This is a genomic window from Dyella sp. 333MFSha, from assembly GCF_900102405.1.
Lineage (GTDB): Bacteria > Pseudomonadota > Gammaproteobacteria > Xanthomonadales > Rhodanobacteraceae > Luteibacter > Luteibacter mycovicinus.
Genome location: NZ_FNBR01000005.1, coordinates 89,097 through 110,093, shown reverse-complemented (window position 1 = coordinate 110,093; position 20,997 = coordinate 89,097). Strand labels below are relative to the sequence as shown.

Here is a 20,997-nt window from a genome sequence, read left to right as displayed (position 1 = left end):
TTTGCGCCGCCCGGGCCCGGTCTTGACCCTCCGCCGCCGGACGGTGATCCTAGGCGGTCCGCTCCCGATCCGGAGCGGGGTTCGCCGCTAATTCGCGGTCAGAAGGACGAGTAACTCCATGAATGCCATCCATTTCGGGGATCCGGTCAACGGCAGGACAGTCAGCGCGCGGGTGTCCCCGGCCGGCGGCCTCGATATCCTGTCCCGTAATGAGGTCGCGCGCCTGCGCGACGCCAGCGGCTCCGGCCTGCATCAGCTGCTGCGCCGTTGCGCACTGGCCGTGCTGACCTCGGGCAACCTGTCGGACGATCCCGGCACGCTGTTCGAGCAGTACCCCGATTTCGACATCCAGGTGCTGCAGGAAGACCGCGGCATCAAGATCGAACTGAAGAACGCACCGGAACAGGCGTTTGTCGATGGCCGCATCATCCGCGGCATCAACGAGTTGCTGGTCGCCGTCGTGCGCGACATCGTCTACGTGTCGACCCAGCTCGAAACAGGTGCGTTCGATCTCGACGACACCGTGGGCATCACGCACGCGGTGTTCGAGATCCTGCGCAACTCGCGCATCCTGCGTCCACAGGTCGATCCCAATCTCGTCGTCTGCTGGGGCGGTCACTCGATCTCGCGCGATGAGTACGAGTACACCAAGCGCGTGGGCTACCAGCTCGGCCTGCGTGGCATGGACATCTGCACGGGTTGCGGCCCGGGCGCGATGAAGGGCCCGATGAAAGGCGCGACCATCGCGCATGCCAAGCAGCGTCGCAAGGGCAACCGCTACATCGGTGTGACCGAGCCAGGCATCATCGCGGCCGAGTCACCCAACCCGATCGTCAACAACCTGGTGATCATGCCGGACATCGAGAAGCGTCTCGAAGCGTTCGTGCGTCTGGGTCACGGCATCATCGTGTTCCCGGGTGGCGTGGGTACGGCGGAAGAGATCCTCTACATGCTCGGCATTCTGTTGCTGCCGAAGAACAAGGGCATTCCGTTCCCGCTGATCTTCACCGGCCCGAAGAATTCCGCCGCTTACTTCGAGCAGATCGATCGCTTCCTTCGTCTGACGCTCGGCGACGACGTGTCCCGGTTGTACAAGATCATCGTCGACGATCCGGCGGCGGTCGCGCATGCCATGGTGTCGGGTATCGAGAAGGTGCGTAACCATCGTCTCGACAACAAGGACGCGTTCTTCTTCAACTGGGCGCTCGACATCCCGCTGCCGTTCCAGCAGCCGTTCCGTCCGACGCATGAGGCGATGGCCGGTCTGGCCCTGCATCGCGACCGGCCGAAGCATGAACTCGCGGCGGATCTGCGTCGCGCGTTCTCGGGCATCGTCGCCGGTAACGTCAAGGAAGAGGGCGTGCGTGCGATCGAACAGTTCGGTCCGTTCGTGATCGACGGCGAGCCGGAAATCATGCGCGCACTCGACGAGATGCTGAAGGCGTTCGTCGAGCAGCACCGTATGAAGCTGCCCGGCGGTACGGCGTACGAGCCGTGCTACGTAGTGCGTACCTGAAGTCGCTACTTAAGTACTTTCAGGCCGGATTCGCCCGCGGCGATCCGGCCTGCCGTTAGCTGAACGTGACGTGGGAGCGCGGCTTCCGCGTCACATGTTCTAGACGGTTCCACAAGCGACGATGGCTCCCACGCACCACTGCCCGGAGAGTCACCATGCTTGTCACCATCCTGCTCATCGTTCTGGTTCTCGCCCTCATCGGTGGTCTTCCGACCTGGGGTTATTCGAGCTCGTGGGGCTACGGTCCCAGCGGCGGTATCGGCGTCATTCTCGCCATCGTCCTCATTTGCTGGTTGCTCGGCGTATTCTGATCGGGCTTCGCGTCGTCGGTGCCCGCCAGACGCGGGCACCGACCACCGGAGAATGTCATGCATCGACCTCATCGACCCGTTCCCGACACCGACAGCGTGCCACCGCGAACCGCGCCGCCTCCCTACGACCCTGAGCCTGTAAGGCGTCCAGGGCCCGATCCGGATACCGACGGCGCGCCGGTGGAGCCTTAAAGTTGGCTCGTCGCCATCGTTGGCCTGGGGATATCGTTCCGCGATCCTTCTTCCATCGCGATGCACGCGAGGTAGGGCCTCAACTTCTGAACAAACTTCTCGCCAGCGACGACGGGCGCGCCGGGCGCATCGTCGAGGTCGAGGCTTATGTCGGAGCGATTGATCCCGCCGCGCATACCTTTCGTGGCAAGACCCGGCGCAATGCGGTGATGTTCGGCCCCCCGGGCCACATGTATGTGTACTTCACCTATGGCATGCACTGGTGCTGCAACACGGTGTGTGGCGACGAAGGCGAGGGCTCGGGCGTGCTGATTCGCGCGCTGGAACCCATCGACGGCATCGAACGCATGCGTGCCGCGCGCCCGCGCATACGCAAGGATCGCGAACTGTGCAGCGGCCCCGCACGACTGACCCAGGCGATGGGCATTACCGGCGAGCAGAACGGTATCGACCTTGTCGCGGCGCGAGACGGTTACACGATCCTGGACGACGGCACGCCGCCTCCCGATGAGGTGCCCGGCTCCGCGCGCATCGGCATCCGTGAGGGTACGGATCTGTTATGGCGCTGGTTCGTCGCGGGGAATGTCAACGTCTCGCGTGCCTGAGCGCAGCGAATGAGCTTCCCTTCGCAGTGTCGCGGGTAAGCCTGATCGCGAAACGCCGATCGAATCGTCTTCCGGCGGGCTCGAAGGCTATCGTCTCGAGTATTTCAACGGCCGTAAGTCCGTGCAGATCGAGACCGTCAACGGCCGTTGCTCGATCACGCAGATCGACAGCTGATCGTCGCGCCGGTCAGGCGGCGCTGCTACGAAGCTGCTCGACGTCGCGCCGCGGCGGTGCCCCGAACATGCGCGCGTACTCGCGGCTGAACTGCGAAGCGCTTTCGTAGCCGACACGGTACGCGGTGGTTTCCACATTGCTGTTTTCGGCGAGCATCAGCCGTCGCGCCTCGAACAACCGCAGCTGCTTCTGGTACTGCAACGGCGTCATCGAGGTCATGCGCTTGAACTGCCGATGGAACGCGGACGCGCTCATTCGCGCGATATCGGCGAGGTCGTCGACACTTACCGTTTCCGCGTAGCGGTCGCGCAGTGCGTGGATCGCGCCGATGATCGAGGCCTGATGCTCGTTGGCCAATGCGAGTCGTGCGATGGCACCACCCTGTGGCCCTGCGAGCAGCCAGTAACTGAGCTCGCGCATGATGGCCGGATAGAGCACGGGGATGGCTGCGGGGGTGTCCATGAGGCGGATGAGCCGGGTGACGCAGTCGCCGATTCCGCGGTCCAGGTCGGCAACGAAGACGCCTGCTTCCTCGTCGCCGTCATCCGGCGGCTGGATGGCCACGAGGACGTCGCGCAGGATCCCCAGATCGAATTCCACGATGGCGCCCAGATACGGCTCGTCCGGACTGGCGGCAGTAACGCGCCCGAGAGCGGGTGTTTCCACACTGACCACCAGCGCCTGTCCCGCGCCGTACTCGATGTGGCGGTCGCCGAACAGCGCCCATTTGGACCCCTGGGCGACGATGCAGAGCGCGGGCTTGTAGATCAGCAGGGCGGGCATCTTCTCGCGATGCGAGCGTAGCAACGTTAGGCCCGGTACGCCCGTCGACAGAGGGCTTTGCCCGATGGCGCGATCGGTCTGGTGAAGAATCGCGTCGCGCAGGGCTGCAAGCATGGGGGCTCCGGAATCGTCGTGCAGGATCGGGCAGGAAGCGGGTGGGTTCCGGCATTCAGGGCAACGCCCCGTCTGCCTAAGCTGTGATGACTCTTTCCCTGATGGACATGGCGTCATGACTTCAAAAGACAATAACAGTGCCCGCCGTATCGCGGTGGTGACCGGCGGCAGCCGTGGCCTGGGTCGTGCGACCGTGCTCGCCCTTGCCAGGCGCGGCGTCGACAGCGTGTTCACCTACCAGAGCCGTCGGGCGGATGCCGAGGCCGTGGTCGCCGCTGTCGCCGACCTCGGTTCGCGGGCCATGGCGCTCCCGCTCGACGTGGGAGTGGCGTCGTCCTTCGGCGCCTTCGCAACCGAGCTGGCTTCGACGCTGTCGTCCCTGGGCGCCGATCGCTTCGATTACCTCGTCAACAACGCGGGCATCTCGTTGCACAAGGCGTTTGCCGAGACCACGGAGGCCGAACTGGATGCGGTGTTCAACGTCCACTTCAAAGGTACGTTCCTGCTCTCGCAGACCTTGCTGCCGCTGATTCGCGACGGTGGACGCATCGTCAACCTGTCGTCCGGTCTGGCACGCGTCTCGGCGGCACCGACGGCCGCCTACGGTGCAATGAAGGCCGCTGTCGAGTCACTGACACGGTACATGGCCAAGGAGCTGGGTCCGCGCGGTATAACCGTGAACGCGGTGGCTCCCGGCGCCATCGCGACAGACTTCAGCGGCGGCATGGTTCGCGACAACCCCGAGGTGCAGAAGATGGTGATCGCGAACACGGCGCTTGCGCGGATCGGGCAGCCGGACGATATCGGCGAGATGATCGCCGCGCTGCTCGGTGACGAGAATCGCTGGGTCAACGGGCAGCGCATCGAGGTAGCTGGCGGGATGGCGCTCTAAGCGCGTCGTGCCCGGTCAGGCGCCCATGGGCGAGCAGATCTCGACGATCACGCCGTTGAGGTCACGCAGATGGCCGACGCGCTGACCCCAGGGCTTTTCCTCCATGGGACGAATGGCCGAAGCGCCCTGTGCGATCGCCTTATCGAAGTCGGCGTCGGGCGCGCCGACGCTTAAGAGACGTTTCGGACCATCGCGGCGACCGGTGGCGTATCTCCGAATGTGACGTGGATGGAGCCGGATGCTGCTTTGTAGAGCCCGAACAGCATGGCCAGAAGTCCGGCGCCACCCAAAATCAGCGATTTCCACGTTTTCAGATCGTCAACGTCTTTTTTCGTCGCCGCTGCCAGGTCTTTCAGGTATCTGAGCTCGGTCTCGATGCGCGGAATCGCATCCTTGATCTGAAGCAGGATGGACGCCGCGGTGTTGTCGGTCAGGAATGGACCTCGGGAGGTGGTCGACTCGCCATTCGCGGCTGCATTCCGGTCGTTGGCAAAAGTGTCCATGTCCGCGCGCTCTCCTTGTGTGTGTGCGAGACCCGATTATAGGTGCGCAGTTTTCGCTTGTCCGTAGGCGAACATCGTGCCGCCAAAAGAAAAGGGCCTGCATCGCTGCAGACCCTTTCAAAACCTGGCGCCCGAAGTTGGACTCGAACCAACGACCCCCTGATTAACAGTCAAGTGCTCTAACCGGCTGAGCTATTCGGGCGGGGAGCCACGTATTTTGTTGATAACGGTGGGGGCTGTCAAGCGTCTCTAAGCATTTCGTGAAGGACGGCGGGAGCAGGCGGTGGCATCGTCCGACGGAGCGGTGTCGCGCCGGACGCGACCCGCATTGGATATGACGATGCTGAGCGCTGTCTGCGGCTTGCCGCGCAGGCAGAGGGTGATCCGCTGGTTGCCGCCGCCAGCGCTTCCATCCGGCTGAAAGTCGATCACGGGCGGCTTGCCGTGTCGGGCGGATGCGATGCGCGCTGGGACAACGTCGGACGCGTCGAAAAGAGCGAGGACATCCCGGTCGCGTGAAATCCAGCCATGATTCCAGCCCGAAGCGGACGAACAGGTCCGCCCATCCGCACTGGCGCACACACGGGTGGAATGTCCGCGGCGGATGGCGGTGGCCCTGGCCCGCTCCAGAGAACCGAAAAGGGCATCCCCGGTCGCCCTGAGCTGATATCGCCCGATGGCCTCCCCGGCACCGCATATCGCGGCCACGGCAAGCACGGCGGTCACGGCCAGGACGGTCATCAGTTCCGGCAGGGTGAAACCCTTTGGGGGCCAGGGAGGCATGGCGGCTCGCGTCCGGGAGGGGGCGCCTGATCGTGACTGCTGACACCTGCTGTCAGCTGTAGGGGGAAGACGTCACGTCGTGTAGGCGCTGGAGCTTTAAACTCGACCTCCGAACCAGCATATCGTCAGCCATGACCGATCGCTTTCAGCTCGTTTCCCCGTACAAGCCCTCCGGCGACCAGCCCGAGGCCATTCGTCGCCTGACCGAGGGTTTCGAGTCCGGCCTGGCCGCGCAGACCCTGCTCGGCGTGACGGGCTCAGGCAAGACCTACACGATCGCCAACGTGGTCGAGCAGATTCAGAAGCCGACCATCGTGCTGGCGCCGAACAAGACGCTGGCGGCGCAGCTGTACGGTGAGTTCAAGGAGTTCTTCCCGCATAACGCCGTGGAGTATTTCGTCAGCTACTACGACTACTACCAGCCGGAAGCCTACGTGGTTGCCTCGGACACCTTCATCGAGAAGGACTCGAGCATCAATGACCACATCGAGCAGATGCGGCTGGCCGCGACGAAGGCGCTGCTTTCACGCCGCGATTCACTGATCGTGGCGACGGTGTCGGCGATCTACGGTCTGGGTGACCCCGAGGACTACATGAGCCTCCGGTTGATCCTGTCGCGTGGTGAGCATATCGCCCAGCGTGCGCTCATCAAGCAGCTGACCGAGCTGCAGTACGTGCGCAATGAAATGGAGTTGCGGCGCGGTACGTATCGCGTGCGGGGCGAGGTGATCGATGTGTTTCCGGCGGAATCGGAAGCGGAGGCACTGCGCATCGAGCTGTTCGATGGCGACGTGGAGAACCTCTCGCTTTTCGACCCTCTGACGGGTGAAGTGCTGCGCAAGGTGCCTCGCTACACCGTCTATCCGAAGACGCATTACGCCAGCACCCGCCAGAGCGTGCTCAACGCGATGGAGACGATCAAGATCGAGCTATCGGAACGTCTGGAGCAGTTGTATCGGGACAACAAGCTCGTCGAGGCGCAGCGGCTGGAGCAGCGCACGCGGTTCGACCTCGAAATGATGGCGGAGGTCGGGTTCTGTCAGGGCATCGAGAACTATTCCAGGCATATGACGCGTCGGGGTGCCGGCGAGCCGCCGCCGACCCTGTTCGACTACCTGCCGCCGGACGCGCTGATGGTCGTGGACGAGTCGCACGTCACCGTGCCGCAGCTGGGCGCCATGTACAAGGGCGACCGCTCGCGGAAGGAAACCCTTGTGGAATTCGGCTTCCGTCTGCCGTCGGCGATGGACAACCGTCCGCTGCGTTTCGAGGAGTGGGAGCGCAGGGCGCCGCGTGCGATCTACGTATCGGCGACACCCGCGAAGTACGAGCTCGATCGCTCCGACGACAACATCGTCGAGCTGGTCGTCCGTCCGACGGGCCTGATCGATCCCGAGGTCGAAGTGCGCCCGGTGCGCACCCAGGTCGACGATCTGCTTGGTGAGATTCACAAGCGCGTGGCGATGGGCGACCGGGTGCTGGTGACCACCCTGACCAAGCGCATGGCGGAAAACCTGACCGACTACCTGTCCGAGCACGACGTGCGCGTGCGCTACCTGCATGCCGATATCGATACGGTCGAGCGCACGGAGATCATCCGTGACCTGCGTCTGGGTGAGTTCGATGTGCTGGTAGGCATCAACCTGCTTCGTGAGGGCCTCGACATGCCCGAGGTCTCGCTGGTGGCGATTCTGGATGCGGACAAGGAAGGTTTCCTGCGCTCGAACCGTTCGCTGATTCAGACCATCGGCCGGGCAGCCCGTAACGTGCGTGGCAAGGCCATCCTTTATGGCGACACCATCACGGGGTCGATGAAGGAGGCGATGGAAGAAACGGCCCGCCGCCGGGAAAAGCAGATCGAGTACAACACGGCCAACGGCATCACCCCGACGACCGTCGTCCGCCGCATCGCGGACATCATGGAGGGGGCTCGCTCGGATCTGGGCTCGCGAGGCGGTAAGGGGCGCAAGGGCAAGGAAGCGAAGAAGGTCGCCGAGGAACAGGCCGACTACAGCTCGCTGACGCCGGAGCAGGTGGGCTCCACGATCAAGAAGCTGGAGACCCGCATGTACAAGCACGCTCAGAACCTCGAGTTCGAGGAGGCGGGTAAGCTCCGCGATGAGATCCACAAGCTGCGTGAGCGCGCCCTGCGCTGAGCCGCCGGAAAGCTTCGGGTGAAATATTTCACCCGAACCTCTTGCAGACGCGTGCGGGCGTCGGTAAACTGCGCAGCTCTTCGGGCGGTTAGCTCAGCGGTAGAGCACTACCTTGACATGGTAGGGGTCACAAGTTCGATCCTTGTACCGCCCACCACTTTCTTTTTTGTGGAAGTGGCACGAAGAAGCTGAAAAAAGGAGCCTGAGGCTCCTTTTTTTGTGCCTGTTTTCCGGATTCTCCCTATCGCGTGCGACGCCTGCGGCAGTTCCCGGCGCGGCCCGTCGGTTCCCGGGCTTATGGGCGTAAGTGTCGTGGCATCGATGCGTCCTCACGCCGCCGGTCGCCGCGACGGAGAGTCGCTACACTCACGCTATTTCCAGTGGAGCGGCATCCGTGGGCTACCTGCTGATCAAATCCCTGCACATCGTCTTCGTCATCGCCTGGATGGCGACGGTGTTCTACCTGCCCCGAATCCTGATCAACATCGTCGAGGCGGGCAACGAGCCGGCCGTAAAAGCGCGGCTCGAACTGATGGGTCGGCGGCTCTATAAGTTCGGCCACGGCATGTTTGGCATGGCCGTTCTCTTCGGGCTCGTGCTGTGGTTCTATTTTCATATCTACGGCGCCTGGCTGCACGCCAAGCTCGCGCTGGTCGCCGTCATGCTGGCGTATTACATCTGGTCGGGGCGTCTCCTGAAGCGGAGCATGGCGGGCGGGGCGCTGCCGCCGTCCAGAACGCTGCGCATCTTCAACGAACTGCCTGTGCTCGTCCTGCTCGGCATCGTCTACCTCGTGGTCGGGAAACCGTTCTGAGCTTTCGTGCCGCCCCCTTGTTCACCGGAGTCCGACCTTGAGCGCAGGGAACGACGTCGCCCCGGGCCTCATGGTCCTGCATGGCAACCGACTGGAAGAGCTACGTGACGTTCTGGTCGCGTGGCTTCGCCGTGCGCCGTTGCGCCCGCTGGAAGACGAGTGGGTCCTCGTCCAGTCCAACGGTATCGCGCAGTGGTTCCGTCTGGCGCTGGCGCGCGCGGTCGAAGACGGTGGCCTCGGAATCGCCGCCGCCGTCAACGTGCAGTTGCCGGGTCGTTTCCTATGGGTGGCGTATCGCGCCGTGCTCGGCAAGGACGCGGTACCGCCCGAATCGCCGTTCGACAAGTCGCGGCTCGTCTGGCGACTGATGCGGCTGCTGCCGTCGCTGGCGGGCGAGGACGGGTTCGCGCCCCTGGCCGCATTCCTTGGTTCGGATGGCGACGCGCGCAAATGCCACCAGCTCGCCGAGCGACTCGCCGATCTCTATGACGGCTATCAGGTGTATCGCGCCGACTGGCTCGACGACTGGGCCGCTGGACGCGATGTGCTGCGTGACGCGCGTGGCGCGGCGCCGGCAATGGCCGATGGCGATCGGTGGCAGGCCCTGCTCTGGCGTCGCCTGCTCGACGATGTAGGGCCCGGGGAGGCCGACGGTCATCGCGCCGCGGTGCATGAGCGATTCCTGCGCGCCGTGGCCGCCGCGAGCGAGAGGCCCCCGGCGCTTCCGCGGCGCATCGTCGTATTCGGCATGTCCACGCTGCCGCGACAGACGCTCGAAGCGCTTTCCGCACTGGCGCGCTGGTCGCAGGTCGTTCTCGTGGTCATGAACCCCTGTCGGCACTACTGGGCCGATATCGTCGACGACCGCGAGCTCCTTCGCGCCGAGCGTCGCCGGCAGGAAGCGAAGCCGGGCATGCCGGCTCTGCCGTCCGACGCCGACATGCATCTCTACGCCAATCCGCTGCTGGCCGCCTGGGGCAAGCAGGGCCGGGATTACATTCGTCTCCTTGATGAATTCGATCATCCCGAAAGTTACCGTGAGCGCTTCACGGCGTGGGATCAGCGGATCGACCTGTTCGCCGAGCCTGCCTCCGACAGCTTGCTCGGCCAGGTGCAGGCAGCGATTCTCGACCTCGAGCCGCTACCGGCCGAACCGCGACCCGTCGCGACGGACGACACGTCCATCGTTTTCCATCTCGCTCACGGTCCCCAGCGCGAAGTGGAGATCCTTCACGATCAGCTGCTCGCGCGTTTCGAGGCGTCGGCGGACCGGGGCGATCCCATTCTGCCCCGCGACGTCATCGTGATGGTGCCCGACATCGAAACCTATGGCCCGCATATCGATGCGGTCTTCGGGCGCGTGCCGCGCGACGATCCGCGCTTCATACCCTTCAGCGTCGCCGATCGGGCGGCGCGCGGCACCGTTCCCCTCGTCATGGCGCTCGACATGCTCATGGGCATGACCGAGTCGCGCTTCGCGGCAGGGGAGATGGCCGACCTGCTCGACGTTCCGTCGGTGCGTCGCCGTTTCGGATTGAAGGAAGATCACCTGCCGTTGCTTCACCGCTGGATCGAGGGCGCGGGGATTCGCTGGGGACTGGACGCCGCCCAGCGCGGTTCACTGGGTTTGCCGGCGCTCGGGCAGAACACGTGGACGTTCGGGCTGCGTCGCATGCTCCTGGGCTACGCGGTCGGTGCCGGCGAGGCATGGGGCGACATCGAGCCGTTCGACGAGGTGGGCGGTCTCGACGCGGCGCTCGTGGGCCCGCTCGCCGACCTGCTCGACGCGCTCGGCCGTCACTGGCGTCACATGGCGGATCCCGCACCGCCGACGGTGTGGGCCACACGCCTGCGCCAGCTTCTGGACGACTTCTTCGACCGTTCGGATGCCGACGATGCAAAGCTGGTCGAGCGCCTGCTCGACGCCCTGGACGTATGGGAGGGTGCCTGCGCCGAAGCCGCTTTCGACGAGGCGCTCCCGGTGGACGTCGTTCGCGAGGCCTGGCTCGGGCAATTCGACGACGCCGGCCTGTCGAAGCGATTCCTCGCTGGCGCGGTGAGCTTCGGCACCCTGATGCCGATGCGCGCCATTCCGTTCCGCGTGGTCTGTCTGCTCGGCATGAACGACGGCGACTACCCGCGCGCGCGGCCGCCGATGGACTTCGACCTGATGTCGCGCGCCGGCGCCTGGCGCCCCGGCGACCGATCGCGGCGCGAGGACGATCGTTACCTGTTCCTCGAAGCGTTGCTTTCGGCACGCGATGCGTTGCACATCGGTTGGGTGGCGCGCAGCGCCCGCGACAACAGCGAGCGCGCGCCTTCGGTGCTGGTGGGCCAGCTGCGCGACTACCTGGCCACGGCCTGGCGCGCGTCGTCCGTCGGGGAGACCCTGCTGAACCGGCTCTCCGTCGAGCACCCGCTGCAGCCGTTCAGTCGCGCCTACTTTCGCGAGGGCGATGCGCGGTTGTTCACCTACGCCAGCGAATGGCGTCAGGCGCACGACGCGGCGCCGCATGCGGACCACGTCGAACTTCCCGCTCTGGCGGTCGAGCGTCCGGTCGGCCTGGCGGTGCTTCGCCGGTTTCTTCGTCACCCCGTCAGAGAGTTTTTCCAGGCAAGGCTGGGCGTGCGGTTCGAACTGGCGGACGTCGCGGGCGATGACCTGGAGCCATTTGCGGTCGATGCGCTCGGTCGCTTCGGCATGACCGATACGTTGCTGCGTGCAGCCCTTCACGACGAGCGTGACGCCACGGGTGCGATCGATGCGACCGCGTCGCGTCTTCAACGCAGCGGCCTGTTGCCGATGGGGGCCTTTGCCGCCCCCGTGCGCAGGGATCTGACGGCGGCGGCTTCCGCGGTATTCGGCAGGTTCGTCACCGAGCGCCGCGCATGGCCGGTCGATGCCGGTAAACGCGAGATTCGTGTCGAAGTGGATGGCGTGATCATCGAGGACTGGCTCGCCGATCTGCGCGCGAACGAGCAGGGCGACCTCGCGTCGTTTCTCCTGTCGCCGTCGAACGTGCTGGATGTGGACGGCAGCCCGCGTGCGCACCGGCTGGTCATGCCCTGGATCGATCACCTCGTGGCGCAGGCAGCGGGTCTGGCCGTCGAGACGCGGTATGTCGGACCGGACGCGACGATCGTCCTCGCTCCCGTCCCGCTCGATCCCGCCACCGCGATGCTGCACACCCTGGTGAAGGCCTGGCGCGAAGGCATGCGCACGCCCTTGCCGGTCGCCGCGCGCACGGCGATCGCGGCGCTTTCCGCGCCGGAGGACGGTGCCCTGCAGGCGGCACGAACCGCCTATGACGGCGTACACGATCGCGCGCGTGGCGAAGTCGACGGCGACCCCTATCTGACACGTGCCTGGCCGAACTTCGATGCCCTGGCGCAGGCGGGCTTCTCTGGCTGGTTGCAGCCCTACCGCGATCTTCTCGGTCTGTTGCGGGTGGACCGGTCGTGAGCATCGATATTCAGCCCCTGCGGCCCCTCTCGATGCCCCTGGACGGGGTACGCCTGATCGAGGCGAGCGCCGGCACCGGCAAGACCTGGACGATCGCTGCGCTTTACGTGCGCGCGGTGCTCGGTCACGGGCTGGCGCAGCCTTTGCTTCCACCACAGATTCTGGTCGTCACCTTTACCGAGGCCGCGACGCAGGAACTGCGTGAGCGTATCCGGGCGCGTCTCGTCGAGGCCGCGGCCGCGTTCCGCACGGGACACGCGGCGGAGCCTTTTCTCGGCGAATTGCTGGAGGCGTACGCGCCGGATCTGCACGGCGCATGCGCGCGTCGGCTCGACCTCGCGGCCCAGTGGATGGACGAGGCGGCGATCTTCACCATCCACGGCTGGAGCCAGCGCATGCTGGTGCAGCACGCGTTCGGCAGCGGTCACGCCTTCGCGCAGACGCTCGAACCTGACGAAAGCGAGCTGCTCGCCGAGTGCGTTCGCGATTACTGGCGCAAGGCGTTCTATCCTCTCGACGAGGCCCGGCTCGCGCCGATTCTGGAAGAGTGGCGTACCCCCGATGCGCTCGCCCGTGCGCTGCGACCGCTGTTGTTCGGTGGCGAGGCGACCTTGCGCGTCAATGGTGAGGTGCTCGCGCCTGGTGGCGATACCGATGCCGCGCTGGCCGAGCGCGCGGCGTGGGACGAGGAAGACCGGCGTCGGAACGAGGAGGCCGCGCGCAGCTGGCTGGCGGATCGCGAACGCATCGAATCCATCATCGTCGATGCCGTGCGCGACAAGATTCTGCATAACGGCTGGTACAAGCCCGACCGCATGCCTGCCGACCTCGCCGCCATGCGGCGCTGGGCCGAAGGCGCGGAGCGGGCCGACTTCGATATCGCCCGTTATTCGGTAACGCGCCTGGGCCGCGCCACCGGCAAGGGCAAGAGCCGGCCGGAACACCCGGCTTTCGCGGCGCTGGAGCACTGGCAGGAGTGGCAGGCCGGCAAGGTCAGCATCAGACACCTCGTACTGGCGGATGCCCTCGTCTGGGTGCGCGAGCGCTTCGCCGCGCAGAAGCGCCGTCGCGCGCAGATCGGATTCGACGACCTGCTGCTGCGCCTCGATCAGGCACTCGCATCGGACGCCGGCGCCGGTGTCGCCGACACCATCGCCCGCCAGTTTCCCCTGGCGCTGATCGACGAGTTTCAGGATACCGACCCGCTGCAATACCGGATATTCCGCGGCATTTACGCTGTCCGGGAAGAGACGGGTCTGCTGCTCATCGGCGACCCCAAACAGGCGATCTACGCATTCCGCGGCGCCGACATCCAGACGTATCTGGCCGCGCGTGCGGAGGCGATCGCGCCACACTACAGCCTGGATACGAACCACCGTTCCAGCGAGGGCATGGTGGCGGCGGTCAACGCCGTGTTCGGCCACGCGGAAGCGCACGCGACGGGCGCTTTCCACTTCGCCGACCGGGGTCTGCCCTTTGTGCCGGTGCGGGCGCGTGGCCGTGCGGAGCGCTTCGTCGTCGATGGTGCGACACCCGCCGCACTCCAGGTCTGGCTGCTCGACGACGAACAACCGGTAGGCGTCCGGATCTATCGCGAGCAGATGGCTGGCGCGTGCGCTACCCGTATCGTCGATCTGCTGACGGCCGCGGAGCGCGGCGACTGCGGGTTCGTCGGTGGCGAGGGTGTGCTCACGCCCTTGAAGCCGGCCGATATCGCCGTCCTCGTGCGCAGTCACAACGAAGCGGCCGAAATCCGCGATGCGCTGTCCGCGCGTAACGTTCGCAGCGTGTTCCTTTCCGATCGCGATTCCGTCCTCGAAGGCATCGAAGCCCATGACGTCGTGCTCTGGTTGAGGGCTGTGGCGGAGCCGTCATCGGACACGGCCATGCGCGCCGCGCTGGCCACGCGCAGCCTCGACCTGGGCTATGGCGAACTGGAGCGGCTCAACGTCGACGAGCGGCACTGGGAGCATCGCGGCCAGCAACTGTTCGAGTTGCGGGAGACGTGGCGACGTGGCGGCGTGCTTGCCATGCTGCACCGGTTCCTGCACGTCTTCGACCTGCCGGCACGACTGCTTTCAAAACGGGGCGGCGAGCGAAGTCTGACCAATCTGCTCCACCTGGCGGAGTTGCTCCAGCAGGCGTCGTCGACCATCGACGGCGAGCAGGCACTGATTCGCCATCTGGCCGAACGTATCGCCGATACCTCGACGCACTCCGGGGACGATCAGATCGTCCGGCTGGAAAGCGACGACGATCTGGTCAAGGTCGTCACCATTCACAAGTCGAAAGGTCTCGAGTACCCCCTGGTATTCCTGCCTTTCGCCGCCGCCGCCGCGGGCGTCCGGGCCGGGCAGGGCTACCGCTATCACGACGGCACCGGCGCGCAGCTCGAGTTGCTCTCGGCCAGTCAGGAAGGGGCCGGTGATTCCGTGCGTGATGCGAAGGACGCCGCCGAGCGCGCCGCGCTGCAGGAAGACCTTCGCCTGCTCTACGTCGCCCTGACGCGTGCCCGCCACGCCTGCTGGGTCGGCGTCGCGCCGGTCAGTCATCAGGCGGCGAAGAAGCCTCAGCTGCACAAGGCGGCGCTGGGGCACCTGCTGACGGGCGGCGCTGAAATCGACAACGGCGCCATCGAGGGGCTGTTGCGCCGCCTTGCCGACGGCAAGCCCTTCATCAACGTCGATTATATGCCCGCGCCCGAGGACCGTCCTTACACACCGCCCTCGCGGATCGAGCGTCCCCTGCCTGCACGGACGGCGCGCGCCTCGCGCGCGGAGCGCTGGTGGATCGCAAGCTACAGCGCGCTGCGACACGCGGAAGATGAGATCGTCGCTCCGGAAACGGCCACCGACGACGTCATCGTCGAATACACGGCCGAGCCGATGGCGGTGCCCGCCCCGGTCGCGGGCGGAGGCATTCACGGGTTCGAGCGCGGCGCGGAAGCCGGTACCTTTCTCCACGACCTGCTGGAATGGATCGCTGAAGAAGGATTCGCCACGATTGCCGCCGATCCCGCGCGCCTGCGCGACATGGTCGCGCGTCGTTGCGAACGGCGTGGCTGGTCGCATGCCATCGACCTTCTGACCGACTGGTTGCTCGTGTTGCTGGCCACGCCGCTTCCGCTGCCGGACGGGGGTTCACTGACACTGAGTGCGCTTGACGACCCCGCCCGTTATCGCGCGGAACTCGAGTTCCTTTTCGAGGCGAAGAGTGTCGATACCCTCGCACTGGACCGTATCGTCCGGACGCATACGCTGGAAGGCGCGGCCCGTCCCGCGCTCGCCGCCGACCGCGTCAATGGCATGCTCAAGGGCTTTATCGATCTCATCGTCGAACACGAGGGGCGCTGGTACGTCGCCGATTACAAATCCAACTGGCTGGGGCCGGATGAGGCGTCGTACACGCCCGAGGCCATGCGTCGCTCCATCCTCGACGCGCGCTACGAACTGCAATACGCGCTCTATCTCCTTGCCCTGCATCGCCAGCTGCGTGCGCGCCTCGGCGACGTCTACGACTACGACACCCACATCGGCGGAGCGGTCTACCTGTACCTGCGGGGCGTGGATGGCCGAGGTCACGGTGTGCACGTCGAACGGCCGCCCCGGGCCATGATCGACGCACTGGATGCGCTTTTCGAAGGAGGCGTCGCATGACGACCGAGGTCAGTCTGGTCGACGCCATCGGCTGGCTCGACACCGGGGTGGCGGAAGGCCGCCTCCGGGCGGTCGACCGTGCTTTCGCCCGTTTTCTCCTCACGCTGGACCCGGAGGGTGACCGCCGGGTTCTCCTGGCGGCTGCGCTGCTGAGTCGCGAGCTCGGCGACGGACATATCTGCGTCGACGTACGCGACTGGGCGGAAGGCGGCGATGCGCTGACGGGCGTCGACGCCGCGCTCGCCATGTCTCCGCTGGTGGCGGGGCCCGAAGGCGATCCGGCCGCACCGCTGGTGCTCGATGGACACCTGCTCTACCTGCGCCGTTTCTGGCGTGACGAAGCGCGGGTGGCCGAATCGATCATGAGTCGTCTGACGCGTGTGGCGGTCCCGGACGATCTGGCCGGGGAACTGGACCGGCTGTTCCCCGCCGGTGACGACGGTCCCGACTGGCAGAAAATCGCGTGTGCCATCGCGGCGCGCGCCGCATTTGCCGTCATCACGGGTGGGCCGGGCACCGGCAAGACCACGACGGTCATCCGCTTGCTCGGGCTGCTCCAGACGATCGCGCATCGCGCCGGTCAGCCTCGCCTGCGTATTCGTCTGGCGGCGCCGACAGGCAAGGCGGCGGCGCGACTGAACGCGTCCATTGCCCTGCAGATCGAGCAGTTGCGGGTCGATGAGGCGGTGAAGCAGGCGATCCCCGCGGAAGTGACGACCTTGCATCGTCTGCTGGGCAGTCGTCCGGACAGTCGGCGGTTCCGCCACGATGCCGATAATCCGCTTCACCTCGATGTGCTCGTCATCGACGAGGCGTCGATGATCGACCTCGAAATGATGGCCGCGACGCTCGATGCCTTGCCTCCGCAGGCGCGCCTCATTCTCCTGGGCGACAAGGATCAGCTCTCGTCGGTGGAGGCGGGCGCCGTCCTCGGCGACCTCTGCGCGCGCGCCGACCGCGGGCACTACGACGAGCGTACGCGCGAGTGGCTGAGCGAGGTGGCCGGTGTGGACGTCACCGCCTGGACCGTCGAAGACGACGCCCGGCCGCTCGACCAGCAGGTCACCATGCTTCGTCGCAGTCGCCGCTTTGGTGCCGACAGTGGCATCGGCGCACTGGCGCTCGGGATAAATCGGGGTGAGATGGCCGGCGCGATGGCCAGTTTTTCAGCCGCGTCGGGTGATCTCGCGATGCTTCCGCCATCGACGTCCGCCATCGCCAGCCTGGCCATCGAGGGGCGCGGGCAGGCACCGGGATACCGGCATTATCTGGACTGGATCGAAAAGCGACGGCCTGCGCTCGATGCGGCGTTCGGTGATTTCGAGGCGTGGGGCGCCGGGGCACTCGCGGCGTACGCGCGCTTTCAGCTGCTGTGCGCTACCCGCCATGGCGACACCGGCGTCGACGCACAAAACGAACGTATCGCCAGAGGACTGCTCGAGCGTGGCCTGATCGATGCCGTCACGGGCTGGTACGAAGGCCGTCCCGTCATGGTGACGCGCAACGACTACGCGCTGGGTCTCATGAACGGCGACGTGGGTGTGACGCTGTGGGTGCCGGACGGGCAGGGCGCCATGGCGTTGCGCGTGGCGTTCTCCGTCGCGGACGAGCAGGCGGGCGAGCGCATCCGTTTCGTGGTTCCGAGCAGGCTCTCCGCCGTCGATACGGTATTCGCCATGACCGTGCACAAATCGCAGGGCTCGGAATTCGAGCACACCGCGCTCGCTTTGCCGCCAGAACCGTCTCCCGTGCTCACGCGCGAACTCGTCTACACCGGTGTGACGCGGGCGCGGAAGGCATTCACCCTGCTGGCATCGGCCGACATCCTCGGCTATGCCATCGCTCGCAAGACCCGCCGCGCTTCCGGACTGTTGCGTCGTCTTATCTGATCATCCGACCTTGTAAAAGTCCTTGTACCACTCGGCGAACTTCCGCAGCCCCTCGTCGATCGACGTCGATGGTGCGTAACCCACATCCCGGCGAATCGCCGATACGTCGGCCCAGGTATCCGGTACATCGCCCGGCTGCATCGGCAACAGTCGCTTCTCCACCGTCCGCCCGAGGTGCTTCTCCAGCAGGCCGATGAAATCGAGCAGCTGCACGGGCTCATCGTTGCCCAGGTTGTAGACGCGATACGGAGCCGCCGAACTTCCCGCATGCGGATCCACGGGATCGTAGGTGGGGTCAGGCTGCGCCGGATGGTCCAGCGTACGGATCACCCCCTCGACGATATCGTCGATGTAAGTGAAATCGCGGCTGTGATTTCCGTGATTGAACACGTCGATCGCCTCGCCGCGCACGATGCGGTTGGCGAAGAGGATCGGCGACATGTCCGGACGACCCCATGGGCCATACACGGTGAAGAAGCGCAGGCCCGTCGTGGGCAATCCGAAGAGATGGCTATAGGTATGCGCCATCAGCTCGTTGGATTTTTTGGTGGCGGCGTAAAGGCTGACCGGATGGTCCACGGCATCCTCGACGGCGAACGGCATCTTCCGGTTCGCGCCGTACACCGAACTGGACGAGGCATAGACAAGATGCCCCACGGCGTGGCGACGGCAGGCCTCGAGGATGTTGACGAAGCCGACCAGGTTGCTCTGCACGTAAGCATGCGGGTGGGTCAGCGAATAACGCACGCCGGCCTGCGCGGCCAGGTTGACCACGCGCTCGGGCTGGAACTCCGCGAAAGCCTTATCCACGGCCGCCTGCCCGGCGAGGTCGGCGCGGACATGGGTGTAATTCGGGTGATCCACGAAACGGGCGACGCGTGCCTCTTTCAGGCCCGGGTCGTAGTAATCGTTGTGATTGTCGAATCCCAGCACGGTATCGCCGCGCGCAAGGAGGCGCTCGGCGAGGGCCGAGCCGACGAAGCCGGCAGTGCCGGTGACCAGGATGCGCATGGGGATGTCCTGCCAGTGGAGCGAGTCGCCCATTGTAGCGGACGCCCGGATTGACACGGCAGCGCCCCTGATCTAGCTTTTACGGGTATCCAACCGACGAAGGTGGCCCGCGGCAACGCTGGCCGAGTGTGCGACATGCGGACTACGCGCTCTTCAATCTGACCCCCCGCCACGTCTTCGTCATTGTCGAAGGGCGCATGGCGCCCTTTTTGTTTGTCCGGAATTCGCATTCATGATCCAGATCACGCTACCCGACGGCAGCCAGCGCCCGTTCGATCACCCCGTATCCGTGCAGGACGTCGCCGCCTCGATCGGTGCCGGCCTCGCCAAGGCCACCCTCGCGGGCAAGGTCGACGGCAAGCTGGTCGATGCCAGCTTCACGATCGATCACGACGCCGCCCTCGAGATCGTCACTGAAAAGAGCCCCGAGGCGCTGGATATCCTGCGTCACTCCACGGCCCACCTTCTGGGTCAGGCCGTGCAGCGCCTGTTCCCCGGCGCGCAGGTCACGATCGGCCCGGTCATCGACAACGGCTTCTTCTACGATTTCGCCTACGAGCGCCCGTTTACGCCGGACGACCTGGAGACCATCCAGGCCGAGATGGAGAAGATCGTCAAGGAACAGATTCCGGTCACGCGCTCGGTCAAGAGCCGCGACGAGGCGATCACGTTCTTCCGCGGTCTGGGTGAAGAGTACAAAGCCCAGATCATCGAGAGCATCCCGGCGAACGAAGAGCTTTCGCTCTACACGCAGGGTGAGTTCACCGATCTCTGCCGCGGGCCGCACGTGTCCAACACGGGCAAGCTCCGCGCGTTCAAGCTGATGAAGGTCGCCGGCGCCTACTGGCGCGGCGATTCCAACAACGAGATGCTGACGCGCATCTACGGTACGTCGTGGCTGAACGACAAGGACCTCAAGGCCTACCTGCTGCAACTGGAGGAAGCCGAAAAGCGCGACCACCGCCGCATCGGCAAGCAGCTCGACCTCTTCCACATGCAGGAAGAGGCGCCGGGCATGATCTTCTGGCACCCGAAGGGGTGGGCGATCTGGCAGGCCGTCGAGCAGTACGTCCGCGGCGTGTACAAGAAGAGCGGTTACCAGGAGGTCCGTGGTCCGCAGATCATGGACGTCAGCCTGTGGAAGAAGTCCGGCCACTGGGACAACTACCAGGAAAACATGTTCTTCACCGAGTCGGAGAAGCGCACGTACGCCCTGAAGCCCATGAACTGCCCGGGCCACATCCAGATCTTCAACACCAACCTGCACAGCTACCGCGACCTGCCGATCCGCTACGGCGAGTTCGGCGGCTGTCACCGCAATGAGCCCTCGGGCGCGCTGCACGGCATCATGCGCGTGCGTGCCTTCACGCAGGACGACGGCCACATCTTCTGCACCCCGGCGCAAATCGAGGGCGAAGTCGCGGCCTTCCACGCCCAGGCCATGAAGGTCTACGAGGACTTCGGGTTCAGCGACATCGCCATGAAGATCGCCCTGCGTCCCGACAAGCGCATCGGTGCCGACGAGGTCTGGGACAAGGCCGAGCACGCCCTGCGGGCGGCCCTGCAGGCGGCTGGCGTCGAGTGGGAGGAACTGCCGGGTGAGGGCGCCTTCTACGGTCCCAAGATCGAGTACCACATGAAGGACTCCATCGGCCGCGCCTGGCAGGTGGGCACGATGCAGGTCGATTTCATGATGCCCGAGCGTCTGGGCGCCGAGTACGTGGACGAGAACAGCCAGCGCCAGCACCCGGTCATGCTGCACCGGGCCATCGTCGGCTCGATGGAGCGATTCATCGGCATCCTGATCGAGCACCACGCGGGCTTGCTTCCGACCTGGCTCGCCCCCATTCAGGCAGTTGCGTTCAGCATTACGGACGCTCAGGCCGATTACGTGCAGGACGTGGCCCAAGCCGTTGTCGGACAAGGGTTCAGGGTAAACTCCGATTTGCGCAACGAAAAAGTCGGATATAAAATCCGCGAGCACACGTTGCAGAAGGTGCCTTATCTGATCGTGGTCGGTGATCGCGAGAAAGAAACGGGTACCATCTCCGTACGTACCCGCGGCGGCGAGGACCTCGGCAGCATGACCGTGGCCCAGTTCGTCGAACGTTTGGAAGCCGAGACCCGCCGCTGA

General features: G+C 65.4%; 14 protein-coding genes and 2 tRNA genes. 11 read left to right on the top strand and 5 right to left on the bottom strand.

Annotation, left to right across the window (positions count from 1 at the left end; all coding sequences use genetic code 11):
• Window positions 1–118: 118 nt before the first annotated feature.
• The 3 genes from ppnN to BLT40_RS16885 all read left to right on the top strand — a co-directional run bounded on the left by ppnN (window position 119) and on the right by BLT40_RS16885 (window position 2,624).
• The gene (gene ppnN, locus BLT40_RS16895; RefSeq protein ID WP_051943872.1) at window positions 119–1,516 is read left to right on the top strand and encodes a nucleotide 5'-monophosphate nucleosidase PpnN; all 1,398 of its coding nucleotides are present in this window, start codon (window positions 119–121) and stop codon (window positions 1,514–1,516) included.
• Window positions 1,517–1,671: 155 nt separating this feature from the next.
• A complete protein-coding gene (locus BLT40_RS16890) occupies window positions 1,672–1,827 on the top strand; it encodes a DUF3309 family protein (RefSeq protein WP_079520847.1) in 156 nt (51 codons plus the stop codon).
• A 194-nt stretch (window positions 1,828–2,021) separates the two neighbouring features.
• The gene (locus tag BLT40_RS16885) at window positions 2,022–2,624 is read left to right on the top strand and encodes a DNA-3-methyladenine glycosylase (protein ID WP_090355083.1); all 603 of its coding nucleotides are present in this window, start codon (window positions 2,022–2,024) and stop codon (window positions 2,622–2,624) included.
• 187 nt (window positions 2,625–2,811) lie between these two features.
• On the opposite strand, the gene BLT40_RS16880 is transcribed toward BLT40_RS16885, so the two are convergent.
• Window positions 2,812–3,696: an AraC family transcriptional regulator gene (locus BLT40_RS16880; protein ID WP_090355081.1), complete on the bottom strand. Its 885-nt coding sequence runs from the start codon at window positions 3,694–3,696 to the stop codon at window positions 2,812–2,814.
• A gap of 115 nt (window positions 3,697–3,811) precedes the next feature.
• On the opposite strand from BLT40_RS16880, the gene BLT40_RS16875 reads away from it, so the two are divergent.
• Window positions 3,812–4,588 carry an SDR family NAD(P)-dependent oxidoreductase gene (locus BLT40_RS16875; protein WP_036114954.1) on the top strand — a complete coding sequence of 259 codons (777 nt, stop codon included), beginning with the start codon at window positions 3,812–3,814 and terminating at the stop codon, window positions 4,586–4,588.
• A 170-nt stretch (window positions 4,589–4,758) separates the two neighbouring features.
• On the opposite strand, the gene BLT40_RS16870 is transcribed toward BLT40_RS16875, so the two are convergent.
• The 3 genes from BLT40_RS16870 to BLT40_RS16860 form a co-directional block, all read right to left on the bottom strand.
• A complete protein-coding gene (locus tag BLT40_RS16870) occupies window positions 4,759–5,091 on the bottom strand; it encodes a hypothetical protein (protein ID WP_090355079.1) in 333 nt (110 codons plus the stop codon).
• 125 nt (window positions 5,092–5,216) lie between these two features.
• Window positions 5,217–5,293: transfer RNA gene (locus tag BLT40_RS16865), tRNA-Asn, on the bottom strand.
• A gap of 47 nt (window positions 5,294–5,340) precedes the next feature.
• Window positions 5,341–5,874, bottom strand: coding sequence for a GspH/FimT family pseudopilin (locus tag BLT40_RS16860; RefSeq protein WP_081996471.1), 534 nt, complete (start codon window positions 5,872–5,874; stop codon window positions 5,341–5,343).
• Between the two features lie 131 nt (window positions 5,875–6,005).
• Between BLT40_RS16860 and uvrB the strand changes: the two genes are divergently transcribed.
• From uvrB to recD, 6 genes are all read left to right on the top strand, one after another.
• Window positions 6,006–8,030 (top strand): excinuclease ABC subunit UvrB, encoded by a 2,025-nt coding sequence (uvrB, locus tag BLT40_RS16855; RefSeq protein ID WP_036114946.1) that lies wholly within the window; start codon window positions 6,006–6,008, stop codon window positions 8,028–8,030.
• Window positions 8,031–8,112: 82 nt separating this feature from the next.
• A tRNA-Val gene (locus BLT40_RS16850) sits at window positions 8,113–8,187 on the top strand.
• A gap of 237 nt (window positions 8,188–8,424) precedes the next feature.
• Window positions 8,425–8,844: a CopD family protein gene (locus BLT40_RS16845; protein WP_036114943.1), complete on the top strand. Its 420-nt coding sequence runs from the start codon at window positions 8,425–8,427 to the stop codon at window positions 8,842–8,844.
• Between the two features lie 37 nt (window positions 8,845–8,881).
• Window positions 8,882–12,307, top strand: coding sequence for an exodeoxyribonuclease V subunit gamma (gene recC / locus BLT40_RS16840; RefSeq protein ID WP_255364050.1), 3,426 nt, complete (start codon window positions 8,882–8,884; stop codon window positions 12,305–12,307).
• Window positions 12,304–15,963 (top strand): exodeoxyribonuclease V subunit beta, encoded by a 3,660-nt coding sequence (recB, locus tag BLT40_RS16835; RefSeq protein WP_255364049.1) that lies wholly within the window; start codon window positions 12,304–12,306, stop codon window positions 15,961–15,963. The genes recC and recB overlap by 4 nt, the downstream gene beginning before the upstream one ends.
• Complete coding sequence (recD, locus tag BLT40_RS16830; RefSeq protein WP_090355074.1) at window positions 15,960–17,852, top strand: exodeoxyribonuclease V subunit alpha; 1,893 nt, start codon at window positions 15,960–15,962, stop codon at window positions 17,850–17,852. Before recB ends, recD begins: the two co-directional genes overlap by 4 nt.
• Here the strand turns inward: recD and BLT40_RS16825 are convergent, their stop codons facing one another.
• Window positions 17,853–18,863 (bottom strand): NAD-dependent epimerase, encoded by a 1,011-nt coding sequence (locus BLT40_RS16825; protein WP_079520924.1) that lies wholly within the window; start codon window positions 18,861–18,863, stop codon window positions 17,853–17,855. It abuts the gene before it with no gap.
• A 232-nt stretch (window positions 18,864–19,095) separates the two neighbouring features.
• On the opposite strand from BLT40_RS16825, the gene thrS reads away from it, so the two are divergent.
• Window positions 19,096–20,997: a threonine--tRNA ligase gene (gene thrS, locus BLT40_RS16820; protein WP_090355072.1), complete on the top strand. Its 1,902-nt coding sequence runs from the start codon at window positions 19,096–19,098 to the stop codon at window positions 20,995–20,997.

Coding starts and splice junctions, on each gene's coding strand:
- ppnN (WP_051943872.1), top strand. CDS start 119: ATGAATGCCATCCATTTCGGGGATCCGGTCAACGGCAGGACAGTCAGC.
- BLT40_RS16825 (WP_079520924.1), bottom strand. CDS start 18,863: ATGCGCATCCTGGTCACCGGCACTGCCGGCTTCGTCGGCTCGGCCCTC.
- BLT40_RS16860 (WP_081996471.1), bottom strand. CDS start 5,874: ATGCCTCCCTGGCCCCCAAAGGGTTTCACCCTGCCGGAACTGATGACC.
- thrS (WP_090355072.1), top strand. CDS start 19,096: ATGATCCAGATCACGCTACCCGACGGCAGCCAGCGCCCGTTCGATCAC.
- BLT40_RS16890 (WP_079520847.1), top strand. CDS start 1,672: ATGCTTGTCACCATCCTGCTCATCGTTCTGGTTCTCGCCCTCATCGGT.
- BLT40_RS16875 (WP_036114954.1), top strand. CDS start 3,812: ATGACTTCAAAAGACAATAACAGTGCCCGCCGTATCGCGGTGGTGACC.
- BLT40_RS16880 (WP_090355081.1), bottom strand. CDS start 3,696: ATGCTTGCAGCCCTGCGCGACGCGATTCTTCACCAGACCGATCGCGCC.
- recD (WP_090355074.1), top strand. CDS start 15,960: ATGACGACCGAGGTCAGTCTGGTCGACGCCATCGGCTGGCTCGACACC.
- BLT40_RS16870 (WP_090355079.1), bottom strand. CDS start 5,091: ATGGACACTTTTGCCAACGACCGGAATGCAGCCGCGAATGGCGAGTCG.
- uvrB (WP_036114946.1), top strand. CDS start 6,006: ATGACCGATCGCTTTCAGCTCGTTTCCCCGTACAAGCCCTCCGGCGAC.